The organism is Nocardia rhizosphaerae (genome assembly GCF_042650365.1).
Lineage (GTDB): Bacteria > Actinomycetota > Actinomycetes > Mycobacteriales > Mycobacteriaceae > Nocardia > Nocardia rhizosphaerae.
Window position 1 is genome coordinate 56,237 of the sequence record NZ_JBHSBA010000014.1, and the last position, 15,657, is coordinate 71,893.

At 69.2% G+C, this 15,657-nt stretch carries 12 protein-coding genes; 1 reads left to right on the forward strand and 11 read right to left on the reverse strand.

Features of this window, described 5'->3' with window-relative positions; translation table 11 throughout:
• Positions 1-2 precede the first annotated feature (2 nt).
• The 8 genes from ACFOW8_RS20440 to ACFOW8_RS20475 all read right to left on the reverse strand — a co-directional run bounded on the left by ACFOW8_RS20440 (position 3) and on the right by ACFOW8_RS20475 (position 7,056).
• Complete coding sequence (locus ACFOW8_RS20440; RefSeq protein WP_378552608.1) at positions 3-971, reverse strand: Rpn family recombination-promoting nuclease/putative transposase; 969 nt, start codon at positions 969-971, stop codon at positions 3-5.
• 111 nt (positions 972-1,082) lie between these two features.
• Entirely contained in the window at positions 1,083-1,952 is an 870-nt protein-coding gene (locus ACFOW8_RS20445; RefSeq protein WP_378553167.1) for an alpha/beta fold hydrolase, read from the reverse strand.
• Positions 1,953-2,028: 76 nt separating this feature from the next.
• The gene (locus tag ACFOW8_RS20450) at positions 2,029-2,421 is read right to left on the reverse strand and encodes a type II toxin-antitoxin system HicB family antitoxin (protein ID WP_378552611.1); all 393 of its coding nucleotides are present in this window, start codon (positions 2,419-2,421) and stop codon (positions 2,029-2,031) included.
• The gene (locus ACFOW8_RS20455) at positions 2,405-3,094 is read right to left on the reverse strand and encodes an HAD family hydrolase (protein ID WP_378553170.1); all 690 of its coding nucleotides are present in this window, start codon (positions 3,092-3,094) and stop codon (positions 2,405-2,407) included. Before ACFOW8_RS20455 ends, ACFOW8_RS20450 begins: the two co-directional genes overlap by 17 nt.
• A complete protein-coding gene (locus ACFOW8_RS20460) occupies positions 3,091-4,134 on the reverse strand; it encodes an ABC transporter ATP-binding protein (protein WP_378552612.1) in 1,044 nt (347 codons plus the stop codon). Before ACFOW8_RS20460 ends, ACFOW8_RS20455 begins: the two co-directional genes overlap by 4 nt.
• Positions 4,131-5,030, reverse strand: coding sequence for an ABC transporter permease (locus ACFOW8_RS20465; protein ID WP_378552614.1), 900 nt, complete (start codon positions 5,028-5,030; stop codon positions 4,131-4,133). Before ACFOW8_RS20465 ends, ACFOW8_RS20460 begins: the two co-directional genes overlap by 4 nt.
• On the reverse strand, positions 5,018-5,911 hold the full coding sequence (locus ACFOW8_RS20470) for an ABC transporter permease (protein ID WP_378552616.1): 894 nt from the start codon (positions 5,909-5,911) through the stop codon (positions 5,018-5,020). Before ACFOW8_RS20470 ends, ACFOW8_RS20465 begins: the two co-directional genes overlap by 13 nt.
• Positions 5,911-7,056, reverse strand: a complete 1,146-nt coding sequence (locus ACFOW8_RS20475) for an ABC transporter substrate-binding protein (protein ID WP_378552618.1) — start codon at positions 7,054-7,056, stop codon at positions 5,911-5,913. Before ACFOW8_RS20475 ends, ACFOW8_RS20470 begins: the two co-directional genes overlap by 1 nt.
• A gap of 213 nt (positions 7,057-7,269) precedes the next feature.
• Here ACFOW8_RS20475 and ACFOW8_RS20480 point away from each other — a divergent pair, with 213 nt between their 5' ends.
• Positions 7,270-8,010, forward strand: a complete 741-nt coding sequence (locus ACFOW8_RS20480) for a GntR family transcriptional regulator (RefSeq protein WP_378552619.1) — start codon at positions 7,270-7,272, stop codon at positions 8,008-8,010.
• A 64-nt stretch (positions 8,011-8,074) separates the two neighbouring features.
• On the opposite strand, the gene ACFOW8_RS20485 is transcribed toward ACFOW8_RS20480, so the two are convergent.
• From ACFOW8_RS20485 to ACFOW8_RS20495, 3 genes are read right to left on the reverse strand one after another with little or no spacing between them, the layout of a single operon-like run.
• A complete protein-coding gene (locus ACFOW8_RS20485; RefSeq protein WP_378552621.1) occupies positions 8,075-13,057 on the reverse strand; it encodes a DNA repair ATPase in 4,983 nt (1,660 codons plus the stop codon).
• Complete coding sequence (locus ACFOW8_RS20490) at positions 13,054-14,907, reverse strand: flotillin family protein (RefSeq protein ID WP_378552623.1); 1,854 nt, start codon at positions 14,905-14,907, stop codon at positions 13,054-13,056. Before ACFOW8_RS20490 ends, ACFOW8_RS20485 begins: the two co-directional genes overlap by 4 nt.
• Positions 14,907-15,530, reverse strand: a complete 624-nt coding sequence (locus ACFOW8_RS20495; protein ID WP_378552624.1) for a hypothetical protein — start codon at positions 15,528-15,530, stop codon at positions 14,907-14,909. Before ACFOW8_RS20495 ends, ACFOW8_RS20490 begins: the two co-directional genes overlap by 1 nt.
• Positions 15,531-15,657 lie beyond the last annotated feature (127 nt).

The window sequence follows — 15,657 nt, forward strand, 5'->3', positions numbered from 1 at the left end:
CGTCACACGATGCCGAGATCGTCGAGTGTCTGCGCCGACAGCAACCGATCGGCCCACACATCGAGCTGATCGCGCCCCGCTCCCCGAACCGCATCGACAACCCGAGCCGGTATCGGTCCGAACTTCTTGGTCATCAACTCCACCAGCAGCTCGACCCGCCCCTCGGCGCGGCCCTTGGCTTGGAGTCGGCTTGCGGTTGTCATGAATGCCTCCCTCGCCTCGGAGCCGATCTCGGCGGCGAATGTCTCGAAGTCCTCATCGGCGGTGTCGCCTACCTCGATAATGTACGCCAAGAAGGCGACCAGGTCATCGTGGTCGACCTGCCGCAGGTCCTGCTCCAGCGGACGCAACTCGATGTGCAATCGGCGATTGCGCGGCGCGACTTTCAGCACCACCTGCAGGACCCTGGACGAGGGAGATCCGGGCCGGGCGAGCAACTCATCGAGCGGAGTAACGGTGAGGTCGTTGAGCAGATAGCCCAAACGAGGAAGAAATGCTTCCAGCTCCACCCGCAGTTCGTCATCGACATCGATGAGGTCGGCGAGTTGCGTCGCTGCCGTCCATGGACGGCCCCGGGGACTGGCATAGGTGACGATCGGAATCACCAACGGCAGTAGATCACCGGAATCGGGATAGACGGTGCGATGGTGTTTCCAGATCGAGACGACATACTCCAGCAACCGGAACGCCATGAGCTTGTCGGGGCTGGACTGATGCTCGTACAGCACGTAGATATAGACCGGTCGGCCGTCGTCCGTGCAACTGCGGTACAGCACATCACTTTCAACGTGCGCCAAGTGTCTCGACACGAACGTGACCGACTCGCGAGTGAACTGGTCCCACTTGATCCGCTTGGCCAGCAGCGGTGCAGCGGCTTCGACGATCGGATGTGCCAGCGCGGCAGCGGTGGCAGGGTTGCCGAGCGTGTGCTTGACAAGACCATCATGTGGATGGTGCAGCGAATCCCCCATAGCCACAAGCTATCTCTGAAGGGTGCTGATTGGCAACCGGGTAATCCTACGTGACTCGGTACCGGAACAGGTACTGAATTCGTCTGCCCGGCAAGATGCCTGACCTGCGTCCTAGTGGTCGATTCCGAGCAGGGTTCGGGCGCCCGCCGCGTAGGCCGCCGGATCCTCCAGTTGGGGATAGTGGCCGAGGCCGGGGAGTTCGACGACCTGTGCTGCGGGGCGCAGGTCCTGCAGCCCTCGCAGGACCGCTGTGGTCGCGACCGGGTCCGCGGTGCCCCAGAGGAAGCCGAGTGGTTTCGGCCAATCGCGTACGGCCCCGTGCCAGCGTGGCGCGTGCACGACCCGCTCGTCGAGATAGGCGGTGAGCAGGTGGGCGATGCGGTGTCCGTCGGCGTGCGACAACAGTGCCCACTGGGCGGCCAGTTCCGTGCGCGAGATCGGGTGCTCCGGCGAGAACAGTGCCGCGAACTCACGGGCGAACAGGGGACGATTGGCCAATCGGGCCGCGGCGAAACCGAAGGGGCCGCGCAGGATTCGCTGGATCGGGCGTAGCGAGGCGCGATCCAGGAGCACGCTGCCGTTGCTCAGTACCGCCCGCTCCACCGTGAACGGCAAGGTGCCGTCCAGGTCGCGGGCGAGCAGTTCGGTGGCGACGGAGGTGCCCATGTCGTGGGCGAGCAGGACCACCGAGTCCACCCCGGCCTCGGCCACGACCTCCGCGACGAGATCGGCCTGCTCGAACAGGCTGTAGCGGTGCGGCCGCGGCTTGTCCGACAGGCCGAACCCGAGAAAGTCCGGCGCGATCCACCCCCGCCCACCGAGCCGGTCCACGATGCCACGGAAATCGAAGGAACTCGACGGATACCCGTGCAGCAGCAGCACCGCCACCCCGTCCCCAGGCTCCGACCGCACGAACACCGACCCGGCCCGGCACGCAACCCGCCGCCCCCGCTCACTCCACGCACTCACTTCAGCAGGCATCACCAGCCCGACCCTACGGCCCCGACCAGCTTTCGGCGGGCCTTCCGAGCCGAGCACCCTGCGGACCGGAATCCGGCTACTGTGCGGACAGTCGCTGGTTGATCAGCTGATTCAGGGACACTTTGAGTTCCTTGGCCTCGCGGACCAAGCGGGCATGCAGCTCGGACGAGGTCCGCACCAGGAACCGGCCACTGTAGCTCTGCTCGGACAGCGGTGCTGGGACCTGCTCGCCATTGACCGCCATGTCCTTGACTGTCTCCGCGACCATTTCTCGCAGGCCCTCGATAGCCTGTTCCTGCGTCGGCGCGAGCCACGACATCGAGGGGAATTCAGCGCACAGCGCGACAAACTCTTCATCGGGCGCAGACCACAGAACGCGGTATGCGTAGTGGGTCGGGTCCGGCAGGTTGCTGAGATCGTTCGTTGGCGACTCCCGCAGCTTCGCGAGAGCTTTAGCGGACTTCGTCACCTTGCGATGGTATCGCATTCGATACTGTCTTTCGAGCAGCGAGTTTCGAAAGGACGGCGAGGTCTACGCCCTCGAGGGTCGGTGTGACCAGGCGGCCGGGGGAGCAGGGGATGGGCAGGACCGAGGGCACAACGAGGACGGGGCAGCCCGCGGCTTCGGCGGCGGCGACGCCGGTCGGTGAATCCTCCACGGCCACACAGGATTCAGCGCGTACACCCAATCGGGCCGCGGCCGTGAGATAAGGGTCGGGGTGGGGTTTGGTGCGGGTGACGTCCTCGGCGGCGACGATGGTGGTGAAGCGGTCGGCGCCGAGGTGGGGCAGGACGTGGTCGACGACCCGGCGGGGGGAGGCGGTGACCAGGGCCAGGGGGATGCCTGCGGCCCGCAGCGAATCGAGCAGGCGCATCGCGCCGGGGCGGGCGGTGACTCCGGCGGCGACGGCGGCGCAGAAGGCGTCGTCGAGGCGGCGGCTCAGTAGCTCGGGCGGCGCGGCGGTCCTCGGGGCGAGGAAACCGGCCGTGTCCTCGACGGACGCCCCGGTCACCGCGGCGATGTCGGTGTCGGTGAGCCGGTAGCCCAGCTCGGCCGACACCGCAGACACCACATCCGACCACAGCGATTCGGTGTCGACGAGGGTGCCGTCCATGTCGAACAGCACCGCGTGCGGTCTCATGCGCACGCGGCCACCAGCACCGGGCGCTCGCGCAGCCGCACCGAGGCACCGGCGCCGGAGACCAGCTCCGCCGCCTCGTGCGTGGCCACATCGGCCTTGACCGGGGTGCCGTCGGCCAGGGTCAGATCGACCCGCGTCACCGCGCCGAGGAACGAGGTGGCCACGACCTTCGCGGTGCCGTCGTTCGACACCAGGATCTCCTCGGGCCGCACCAGGACGTCCACCCGTGATCCAGCCGGCGCCGACCCGCGCACCGGCAGCCGCTGCCCGAGCACCTCCACCTCGTCGCCGTGCAGCTGACCTGGGATCCGGCTCATCGTCCCCACGAACTCGGCGACGAACGCGGTCGCGGGCGAGTGGTACAGCTCGGCCGGGGTGGCGCACTGTTCCACGCGCCCCGCGCGCAGCACCGCCACCCGGTCCGACATCGACAGCGCCTCCTCCTGATCGTGGGTGACGAAGATGGTGGTGATGCCGAGCGAGAGCTGCAGGCGCCGGATCTCCTCGCGCAGCGTGGTGCGGACCTTGGCGTCCAGGGCCGACAGCGGCTCGTCGAGCAGCAGCACGCGCGGACGCAAGGCCAGCGCCCTGGCCAGCGCCACCCGCTGCTGTTGCCCACCCGAGAGCTGATGCGGATACCGGTCACCGAGCTCGGCCAGCCCGACCAGCTCGAGCAGTTCGGCGGCCCGCGCGCGCCGCTGCGCCGCCTTGACCTTGCGGATCCGCAGGCCGAAGGCCACGTTCTCGCGCGCGGTCAGATTGGGGAACAGGCTGTAGGACTGGAACACCATGCCCGCGTCGCGCCGGTTGGCCGGGATCGCGGTGATATCGACGTCGTCGATGAGCACCGCACCCGAATCGGGCCGCTCGAAGCCCGCGACACAGCGCAGCGCGGTCGTCTTTCCGCAGCCGGACGGTCCGAGCAGGGCCATGAGCTCACCGGGCTCGATCTTCAGGTCGAGCCCGTCGAGGGCGACGGTGCCGCCGAAATCCCGGCGCAGGCCGGAGAATTCGACCTGAGCGGAGGTGGTGGTTGTCATCGTGATTCCTTCCGGCGTGCGCCCGCGGTCGACAGCGCGAGCAGCAGCACCCAGGTGAGCGCCAAACTGAAGAGCGAGACGGCCACCGACAGCTGCGGATCCACCCCGGAACTCCAGACGATCCAGACCGGATAGGTCTGATAGTTGAGCAGCGCGGCGACGGTGTACTCGCCGAGCACCAGCGCCAACGTGAGGAAGCAGGCACCGGCCAGCGCCGACCGCAGATTCGGCATCAGCACCCCGAACACCACCTGCGGCCAGCTCGCACCGAGATTACGGGCCGCCTCGACCAGCGTGCGCAGATCCAGCGAGCGCAGACCCGCGTCCAGCGCGCGGTACACGAACGGCAGCGCGAGCACCACGTACGCCAGCACGAGCACGAACGGGAAGGTGGGATTCTGCACCGCGATGAACGTGCTGTACAGCGGGGTCGCCGACAGCGGTTCCTGCCAGGTGAGCGTTCGCTTGATCCCGGCCACGAAGGTGATCGGCGGCACCACCAGCGGCAGCGTGCACAGCACCTCGAGCACCGGCCGCAGCCGTGGCGCGGTGAGCCGGATCGCGATCATGGCGGGCAGCGTGAGCGCCACCACGAGCACGATCGTCGCCGCGGCGAGGCCGAGCGAGAGCGCCAGGCTCGCACCGATTCCGTCGGCATCGAGAATGCGCCCGTAGGCACTGGGGTTCCAGCCGCTCTCGGGCCCGTCGCCGGGTACGAGCACCGTGAACAGGAACGCCGACAGCATCGGCACCCCGAAATACAGAGCGCCGGCGAGCAGGACGAACCAGCCTGCCCGCGGCCGACGGACGATCGCGCTGCGTCGTCGTCCGACCTCGAGCGCTTGCGTGGTGAGGCTTCGCTGCCGCCTCCGGGCTACCGTGGTCAGGCGAGCCATCGGCTGCTCCGGCGTTGCAGGGGCAGATAGATCGCCATCACCACGGCGACGACCACGATCATGTCCAGACTCATCGCGAAGGCCACGTTCTCCTGTCCGACCAGGACGTCTCCGCCGAGCGCGGCGGCGATCTTCAAGGTGATCAGCGGGACAGTGCTGCCGGTCCCGAGCATGGCCGCGGCGGTGGCGTGCGCGGCGAACGAGGCGCCGAACAGCAGCACACCGCCACCGAGCAGCGAGGGCGTGAGCACCGGGATGCCGACGTGCCGCCAGAACTGCCAGGTGGAGGCGCCGTTGTTCTGGGCGGCCTCGCGCCACTGCGGGCGCAGCCCGTCCAGCGCCGGGGTGATCGTCAGCACCATCAGCGGGATCGCGAAATACAGGTAGGCGGCGGTCAATCCGGTGAAACTGTAGAGACTCCAGCCGTATTCGGTGAGGTCGAACAGGTCGGTGAGCATGCCTGCGTTACCGAGCGTGGCGACCCAGGCGAAAGCCAGTGGCACACCGCCGAAGTTGGCGAGCACACCTGAGGCCGTGAGCACCGGCTCACGTAGCCAAGCCCAGCCGGAGGAGACAACGGCCTGGGCGAGCAGGGTTCCGCAGATCACGCCGAGCACCGCGACCGTCGCCGAGATCTCGACGCTGGATCGCAGCGCGTTCAGGTAGGCGTCCTGCAGAGACGCGGAGATGTTGCCGGTGCCGAACGAGACATCTTTGGTGGCAGGGTCTCTCACCTGGAACGCGGCGTAGGTGATCGCCGCGAGCGGCAGCCCGAAGGCGAAGGCGAGGAAGGCGAACAGGGGGACGATGGCGAGCCGACCCCGCCCGCGCCGCGCAGCGGTCGCGAGCGGGGTCGGGCGCCGGGGGACTACCGCGGTCATCAGGAGACGGCTTTGTCCCAGCCCTTGGTCAGCGCGTCCTTGGCCGCGGTGACCTGTGCGGGCGTCGGGAAGCTGGGGTCACCCTCCACTGCCGGGAGCTTGGCGGCCAGCGCCTTGTCGACGGTGCCGTCGGCGGTCATGGCGGGCAGCAGCACCGGGCGTGCGTACCCCTTCAGCCACAGGTTCTGGCCCTCGGCGCTGAAGAGGAACTCCTGCCACAGGCGCGCGGCGGCCGGATGCGGCGCGTCCTTGTTGATCGCCTGCGCGTAGTAGTTGGCGAACTTGCCGTCGGACGGGATGGCGACCTTGAAATCGACGCCCTTGTCCTTGAACTGCTCGGCGTAGCCGGCGTTGAGGTAGTCCCAGTCGATGGAGATCGGCGTCTCGCCCTTCTGGACGGTGGCCGGGGTGGACTCGACCGGGTTGTAGTTGCCCACCTCCTTCAGCTTGGCGAAGAAATCCATGCCGGGCGCGATGTTGTCGAACGAACCGCCGTTGGCCAGCGCGGCGGCGAACACGCCGGAGTACGCCGAACCCGACTTGGTCGGGTTGCCGTTGAGCGCGACCTTGCCCTTGTACTCGGGCTTCAGCAGATCGGCGAACGAGGTGGGGCACACCGCGATCCGCGCGGCATCGCAACCGATGGAGACGTAGCCGCCGTAGTCGTTGAACCAGTTGCCGTCGGGGTCCTTCATGGTCGCCGGGATGTCGTCCCAATTCTGCACCTTGTAGGGCGCGAACAGGCCTTCCTCGGTGCCGGAGAGGGCGTACTGCACACCGATGTCGAGCACGTCGGGCGCGCGATCCTGGCCCTTGCGGGTCTTGATGGCGTCGATCTCCTCCGAGGACGAGGCGTCGGGGTTCTCGCTCTCGATCTCGATGCCGTACTTGGCCTGGAACGTCGACAGCAGTTCGGCGTAGTTGGCCCAGTCCGGCGGCAACGCGATGACGTGGAGCTTGCCCTCCGCCTTCGCGGCCGCGATCAGCCCGTCCATGCCGCCGAAGTCGGCGACGGAGGTGGCGGCGGCGGCGTCGACACCGGAGGCGGTGCGGGCCTCGTCTTCGTTCTTCGCGCCACAGCCGGCGAGGGCCGCCGTGGCGATGATGAGGCCGGCGGTGAGACCGGCAATTCGCGTTGCGTTCACGCTGTCTCCCAGGTGGGGGTTCGGGTCGATCTGACACAACTTGTACAGACAAGCAGGGCGGAGCCTGACAGGCGTTCGGGACGTTTCGGTGAACTGGGCATGGCGGATTTTTGAACTCTGCGCGGCTCAATCCGGTGTTCTCGCACACCGTATGATGGCGGCCGGATTCGGCGCTGCTATTGAACTGCGCACAACTCACATCGAAGGAGAGCCATGCCGGTGCGGTACGAGCAGATCGCGGCCGCGATTCGCGACGGCATCGTCAGCGGTGCGTACCCGGTGGGTTCCCAGCTGCCGTCCGAGGCCCAACTGATGGCGACCTTCGAGGCCGCGCGCGGTACCGTCCGCAGGGCGGTGGAGCTGCTGGCCGCCGAGGGCCTGATCGGCTCGCGGCAGGGCGCGCGGCGGCTGGTGTTGCGCTGCGAACGGCACCAATCCTTCACCGAGCTGCACAGTTTCGCGCAGTGGGCGCAGCGGCACGGCTACGAGATCGCCAGCCGGGTGCAGTCCCAGCGTCGGCGACCGGCCACCGACGTCGACCGCCGGCTGCTGCACCTCGACGACGACGCCGAGGTGCTGCACGTGGTGCGCCTGCGCTATCTCGACGACGAACCGGTGCTGCTGGAACGGACCGTGTACGCGCCGTTCCTGGTCGCGGCGATCGAGCGGCTGCCCGCCGACTGTGTGTCGGTGACCGAGAGCCTGCGCGGCGAGTTCGGGACGGTGTTCGCCTACGGCAGGCACCAGATCGATGCCGTCGGAGCGGGTTCGGCGGATGCCCGCCTGCTCGGGGTCCGCCGGGGCTGCCCACTGCTCCGGCTGCGCCGGGTCACCACGACCGCCGACGGTACCCCCGCCGAATACTCGGAGGACCGCTACCGCTCCGACCGCATCACCTTCAGCATCAGCAATTCCGCCACGGCCAACCCGCTGCTGCGGCTGCCGCAGGCGTGATCGGCGCCCCCGCCCGGCGGACCGCTTCCTCCCCTCCGTGAAAGCGGTCCGCCGGACAGCTCATTCAGGACTTTCCGGCCGCGTGCTGGCCGGTGGGCCCGCCGGAATCGATGCCACGGATGGCCGCCTCCACCGCGCCGAGCCGGTCGGCGAGCAGGCCGAGGCCGCCGACCGCGCGGTCGAGGGGATCGTCCCCGCTGCCGAGTGCCTGTTCCCGGACGAAGGCGGCCTTGATCTCCGCCCAGCGGGCCAGCTCGGCCGGGGTGGCGCGACCGCGCAGCACGGCCAGCCTGAGCAGGTTGGCCTCGGCGCCCGCGGCGAGGGTCTGCGCCTCACCGCGATAGTGGTCGTCGATCAGCGCCTCCAGCTCGTTGTCGTCGAGGACCGCAACGATCCGGGCGGCCATCGCGTTCGTATTGCGATAGGACCCTTGCAGCTGGAACGGCGGTTCGGTGCGCGCGGAGTCGGCGGTGGCGGCCGAGGCGATATAGGCCTGGTTGACCGTGGTCACCACCCGCTGCACGTGCAGGAGTTTGCGCAGGACCGCGACGATATCGGCGAGTTCGGCCTCGGTGTAGGGGTGATCGAGCTGGTCGGTGCGCGCGGTGTCGTCGCCGCGGGCGAGCCGGACGAGGATGTCCAGGTCGGTACTCGCGCGCGCGGACAGCGGTGCCAGCACCGGATTGGTGATCAGCGCGTTCTCCAGGTAGCTCAGCGCGAACGCCTCGTCGCGACCGGACAGCACATCGCCGAGGTTCCACACGTCGGCGCGGTTGGCGAGCATGTCCGGCAGCCGGAACCGCTTGCCCTGCTCGGTGTACGGGTTGCCCGCCATGGCGACGGCGAAGCGTTTCCCGCGCAGCTCGTAGGTGCGGGTCTCGCCGTCGCGCACCCCTTCCATCCGCCGCTGGCCGTCGCAGAGCGCGATGAACTTCTGCAGCAGTTCGGGCGAGGTGTGCTGGATGTCGTCGAGATACAGCAGCACATTGTTGCCGAGTTCGAGCGCGAAGTTGATCCGCTCCACCTCCCTGCGCGCGGCCGCGTCCGGCGCCTCGGCCGGATCCAGCGAGTGCACGCGGTGCCCGAGTGAGGGGCCGTCGACCTTGACGAAGACCAGCCCGAGCCGGGCGGCGACGTACTCCATGAGTGTGGTCTTGCCGTAGCCGGGCGGCGAGATGAGCAGCAGCAGACCGGACTGATCGGTGCGCTTGCCCGCGCCGGTGGTGCCGAGCTGCTTGGCGAGATTGTCGCCGATCAGCGGCAGGTACACGGTGTCGAGCAGCTGATTGCGGACGAAACCGCTCATCACCTTCGGCTGGTACTCGTGCATCCGCAGGCGGGTGCGTTCGGCGGCGAGCAATTCGGTGCGCCTGCGCAGATGCGCGCGGAAGGCGGGCACCCGGTCGGCCCGGAAGCTGTGGGCACGGGCGGTGAGCTCGTCGAGCCGCACCGGGAGGCTGCCCGCGGCGATCCGCGGATGGGTGCCGAGCAGACCGGTGGCCGTCGTGGCGAATTCGGCGTCGGCTGGGTAGCGCGGAAAATCGCTGCCACACAACGTGATCGCCACCGCCTCGGCGAGATGCTGGTGATCGGCCGGTTCGCCACGCGCGGTGAGGTAGCCGGTGAGCCAGGCGGTGACCAGCTGCGTGCGCAGGGGGAGATCGTCGGCGAGGGCGGCCAGGTCGCGGTCGTAGTCGGCGCGCGCGGTGTGCAGCTGATGGCCGAAGGACTCGACCAGCCGCGCCGCGGCCCGCGCGGTGACGAAACCCGCCGGTTCGGCCGCGATCTCGTCGAACAGGTAGGCGGCGGCGAGCTCGGGCAGCAGCCCGTCGAAGCCGAGCGTCGGCGCGAATTCCGCGATGGCAGTGGCTAATTCGTGCCGCAACTGGTGGTGAGCCTGCTGCTCGGCGAACATCGCGGCCAGCCGGGCCAACGCACCGATGCGCGCCGACCAGCGGGTGCGGGCGTCCTCGGCCATTCCGAACCGCCACCACAGCTGGGCGGCGGCACGGTCGACGGGGCGATAGCGCAGCAGGCCGGCCGCCGCCCTCGCCCGCAGCAGTTCGGTGAGGATGACGGTGGCGTCGTGATCGTGCACGCCCGGCTGGTAGCCCTCGTCGTAGCGCCGCTCGGTCGCCGCCCGCACCACGGCGCCGAGCGACCCCGACTCCGCCGCCGCGTGCAGCTCGTCGAGCCCGCCGCAACGCTCGGCCTCGGCGAGCAGCGCCGTGGCGAGATACTCGCCGCGATAGAGCAGCGGTGACTCCGACACCACCTGCTGCGCCCACAGTTCCGCGTCCTCGCCGCTGAACGCGGACACCGGCGCCCGGTAGTCGGTTCCGGTGATCCGGAAGCAGGCGGCGCCGTCCTCGGGGACGAGAACCAGTTCGGGGACGGTGGTGTTCACCGCGAACCGGTGCCTGCCGAGCCGGATCGTCGCGCCGCCGTCGACATAGAGGTCGGTGCGATCGCGCAGGACCCGGCCCGCCTCTTGCCTGGCCGCGGCGATCCGGCCGTCGAGCTCCTCGGCCCGCACCGTCTCCCCGATCGCACGGAGCTCGGCGATGGTGGCTCGCAGGCGGGTCACCATGGCGTCGGCGGCGAAATACGTGTCGACCTCGGCCTGGGTGCGCAGCGCGGCGCTGCGGCGTTCGACGCCTGCGAGCACCCGCCGGGCCGCGGCGGCGAGCCGGTCCGCCCGCTGCGCGCGCTCGTCGAGCAGCGCCTGCCGCCGGGCCGCGAACGCCTCGTAGATGTCCTCGCGCCGGGCGGTGAGCTGGTCGGCGTGCTCGGCGAGATCGCCGAACCGGGTCTCCATCTCGTCGACGGTGCCGAGCAGCCGGGTGAGCTGGTCCTCGCAGGTCTCGGGCGAATCGGCCATGGTGAGCGCGCTGGTCACCGCCTGCCCGAGCAGGGCGTATTCGGCGGTGAACGCGGCGGCGCTCTCGGCGGCGGCCAGCTCGGCGCGGCGGCCGTCGAGCACCGCGATGGTGGCGTTGGCGGCCGCGAGCACGCTGCCGATGTGCTCGAGCACCCTGGTGCGCACCGTCGGATCGGTGGTGTCGAGTTCGGTGACCACCTCGGTCACCGCGTGCAGCCCGGTGATCCGCTCGGTCAGCCAGTCCCGGATCGGGGTGGCCTCGGCGACGGTGGCGATGCCGCGCGCCCGGTGCGCCGCGTCGTCGAGATCGCCGACGTAGTCATCGAAAGCGGTGGGGCTGTCGAGGAATTCGAGACAGCGTCGTCCGGTGTCGGCCAGCGCCGCGGTCACCTCGTCGGCCAGCTCCGCGACGCGGTCGGTGTCGATGTAGCGCAGTGCGCGCAGCTGCTCGAGCCGTCCGGCCGCGGCCCGCAGCGCGGCGAGGTCGTCGACCCAGCCGTGCGCGCTGCGATGAGTGGCGCTGCGGCCGAGCCGGATCAGCCCGGTGATGTCGGCGCCCGCAGCGTCGAGGTCGGCGGCCGCCGCCGCGGTGCGTTCGGCGACCTTCGCGAACTCGTCGAGCGCCTGCTCCGCGGTGGCGCGCACCGCGGCGATCGGCTCGCCGAGCTCGCCGAGCTCGGGGTCGGCGAGCCAGTGGTGATGGTCGGCGGTGCGCACACACGCGGCGATCAAGGCCTCGAACACCGCCGTCGTCGGGGTCATGTCCTCGACCATCCGCGCCACCGCCAGGCAGTCCGAGAGCCCGCGCACCAGTTCGGCGTTACCCACCCTGGCCAGCGCGCCGGAGCCGGCCGGCTGCCCGGCGGCATGGGTGTCGGCGACGAACGGGGTCTGCCACACCTGCATGGTGTGCACCCGGGTCGGCTCGTCCGACAGCGCGCGGAAGACCACCATGGTGCCGTCGTCGAACAGCGAGTACCCGTGGCAGGTGATCGGCGTGGCGACCCGCTCGCGGATCAGGTTGTAGGGCAGCAGCAGGGTGCGGCCCTCGGCCCGCGCGTGGAAGACGTACAGCACGTCCTCGCCGTTGGCGGCCCGCACGGTGCGCTCGTACTCGAGATCGTCGACCGCGCCGTCGAAGGTCTTGTGCACGCCGGTCTCGAGGTAGTACCCGCCGGGGAAGATGATGCCCTGATCCTCGGGCAGCAACCGGCACGCCTGCCCGATTCCGTCGAGCCGCACCACCGACTTGGTCCTGGTGTTGAAAACCAGGTGCCGCCAGCCGGATTCGTTGTACGGCCGGATCCGCAGCAGGATCAGCGCGCCCACCTCGGCGTAGTGCACGTCGGCATCGGCCAGGCTCTGCAGCGGTTCGGCCACCGGCTCGCTGTAGATCCCGGTTCCGGTCTCGGTGTTGTTCTCCACCTTCACCGTGAGGGTGCCGCCGATGGTCTCGACGAACACCCTGCCCAGAATCGACAGATGCGGATGGCGGCCGAGCACCTGGTCGGCGCGGGTGGTCTCGGTCCAGGCGAATTCGTGCGACGGCGGGAAGACGTGCTCGCGCTCGCCCCGGTTGTCCAGGTAGCGCACGCTGCCGTCCGAATCGACCTGCCAGCGCAGCACCTTGATGTCGTCGGTGCGCTGTCCGGTCTGGAACACCGCGAGTATCCGGCCGTCCAGCCGCCGCAACTGCAGCAGGTGGGTCTGGCTGTAGTACCGGTACAGCTCGGTGAAGTCCCGGCGCAAGCGCGGATCGTCGAGCAGGCCTGCCTGTTCGGCCGCCGCGAAACCGAAGTCGGTGCCGGTGCGGTCGAACCGGTGCGCGGCGAACACATCACCGATCTCGGTCTGCGGCTTCAAACCGAGGAAGACGTTGTACCCGAACAGCATCCGGCCGTCCGCGAGCCCCACGATGTCGCGGGGCACGCAGTTGTGCTCGGTCCGGATGTGTTCGGTTCCCAGCAGTGCGAGCTCGATACCGCCGAACCCCTCAACTCGGCGGTCGTTGAGCTCCTCACAGCGCTGGGCCAACTCGCCCGCCTGCTCGTGCAGCCGGGCGCGCAGCACCTCGTAGGTGCTGCCGTCCATGGCCGCCCCCGCCGCGGTGGCCTGCATTTCGGCCACCGCGCCGTTCTGATCGGGGAGCGACGTCGCGGTGCTCACTTCTCCAGCGACAGGCCGGATTCGGCCCCGCTGTCGCCGTTGCGGGTGAGCAGGGTGCCAAGCGCTGCGGTCGCGGCGGCGCCGGTGTCGGAGTGCAGCAGCCGGTCCAGGCCCTTCCCGAGCCCGATCGAGCCGACCAGCCGGTCGAGGAACATCGACTCACCGCCGACGATGTCGATCTTGGCGTTGGTCAGGCCCGCGGCCAGCACCTCGGCCTGCGACTGCGCGATGTCGCGCTGCGCCGACACCATCGCCAGCTCCACGTCCTTCTGCAGCTCGAGCTTCAGCCGGAATTCCTCGTGCTCGCGGGTCGCGGCGTCGAGGGTGGCCATCGCGGCGGCCTTCTCGTGCAGGCCCTCGGCCTCGCCCTTGAGCTTCTCGCGCACCCCCTCAGCGTCGGCCAGGTTCTTCTCCCGCAGCACCGCGGCCTCGGCGCGGCCCGCCTTCTCCATCGCCTCGGCCTCGCGTTCGAGCACCTGTGCCTGCCCGAGCCCGGCGGCCGCGGACTCGGCCTGGGTGGCCTCGGCGAGCCGGATCTTGGCCTTGGCCTGCAGGTCGGCGGCGGCGACCTCGGCCTCGGCCAGGGTCAGCGACTCCTTGGCGCGGAACTTCGCCGCGGCCTCGGCGGCCTCGGCGGCCTTGATGTCCTTGACCAGGTGCTCCTGGGCATCGGCCTCGGCCCTGATGATGATCGCCTGCCGTTCGCGCTCGGCGGCCTCGACCGCGCGCAGCCGGTTGATCTGTTCCTCCTGCTCGGCCACGGTCTTGTCGACCGCGACGCGCTCGCGCACCACCTCGGCCATCGTGCGGCGCTCGGTCTCGAGCTCGCGCTCATTGGCGATCCGGGCCATCGACACCGCCCGGTCCCGGTCGGTGACCTCGAGCTGACGGTCCTTCTCGATCCGCTCGGACTCGATGGCGATCACCCGCTCGCGGTTCTTCTCCGCGACCGCGATCTCCCTGTCCTTGTTCTGCGCCTGGATGCTGAGCGCTTCCTCGGTACGCATCGCCGCGGTCTGCGCCTTGAGCCGCTCCTCGGCCTGCACCCGCAGGATCTCGGCCTCTTCCCTGGCACGCAGCGTCTCCACCTCGCGGCGCTGGCGGTTCTCCGCGTCGGACTGCTGGCGTTCCAGTTCCAGCACCGCCTCGCGGGCCTCGACGTTCTGCCTGGTGATCTCCTTCTCCTCCTGGCGGCGGAACTCGTTGGTGCGCACATGCTCGATGGCGGTGAGCTCGGTGATCTTGCGGATGCCCTGGGCGTCGAGGATGTTCTGGCTGTCGAGCTGGATCAGCGGCGTCTGCTCGAGGTAGTCGATGGCGGCGTCCTCGAGGCTGTAGCCGTTGAGGTCGGTGCCGATCACCGCGATGATCCGGTCGCGGAACTCGTCGCGATGGGTGTAGAGGTCGGTGAAGTCCAGGTGCTTGCCGACGGTCTTGAGCGCCTCGGAGAACTTGGCGCTGAACAGTTCCTGCAGCGTGCCCTGGTCGCTGGCCCGGTCGGTGCCGATGGCCTGGGCCACCTTGATCACGTCCTCGACCGTCTTGTTCACCCGCACGAAGAAGGTGATGCGGATGTCGGCGCGGATATTGTCGCGGCAGATCAGCCCGTCGCGGCCGAGCCGGGCGATCTCGATCGTCTTCACCGAGATATCCATGATCTCGGCCTTGTGCAGCACCGGAAGCACGACCGCGCCGGTGAAGGTCACATCGACCTTGCGCATCTTGGAGATGATCAGCGCGCGCCCCTGGCTGACCTTCTTGAACAGCCTGCTGACCAGCAGCAACACGGCGAGCGTGACGAGCAGCAACAGCGCGATGAGCACGCCGAATCCGATGGCGATGGTAGACATCAGTAATTCCCCTCCAGTGCGGCCACCCAGTAGAGGTCGGCGGCCGGGTCGTAGTCGTAGACGACTGCTGAATCCCCCTGTCGCAGGGGGTCGGTCGCGGCATGCTGTGCGCTCTGCCTGACCTGGATCACGGCCGCGGAACCATCGGCCGAGGTGAGTTCGGCCTGACCGAACCCGGTGTCGACGCGGCCGGTGCGCACGACGCACACCCGGCCGACGAAATCGTGCTTGGACGGGGCCGGACCGTCGCGGAAGAACCGGCGCAACGGGAGAACGGCGAAACGCGTCAGCCACACCGCACCCGCGGCTGCAGCCACCAGAATCACGCCGCCGAGCAGCGCGGCGGCCACACCGCCGAGCCCGACCGCGCCGATGGCGACCGTGCCGATCAGGCTGAGGAACCACGACACCGACACCAGTCCGGTCACCGCCACGGTGGTGGGGACACCGCCGAGCCCGATGACATCGAATACTGGTGCGGCCACACCTGATTCGTCGTCGTCGAGCACATCGATGCCCGCGCCGCCGAGGGCGACGAGCAGCCAGTACCCGAGCACGACGAGCAGCGCGAAGCTGAACAGTGCGGTCGGAAAACTCAGTGTCGCGGCAAAGAACTCACTCACGCCGCGGTGGAATAGGCGCCGTCATCGGAAATCTCCCCTCGTCGACCGGACGCCGGACCACGAGGGTCCAACGTTGCCGACCAGACTTCCCGGCTCACCTACCCGTAAGGATGCCGTAAAGATCGCC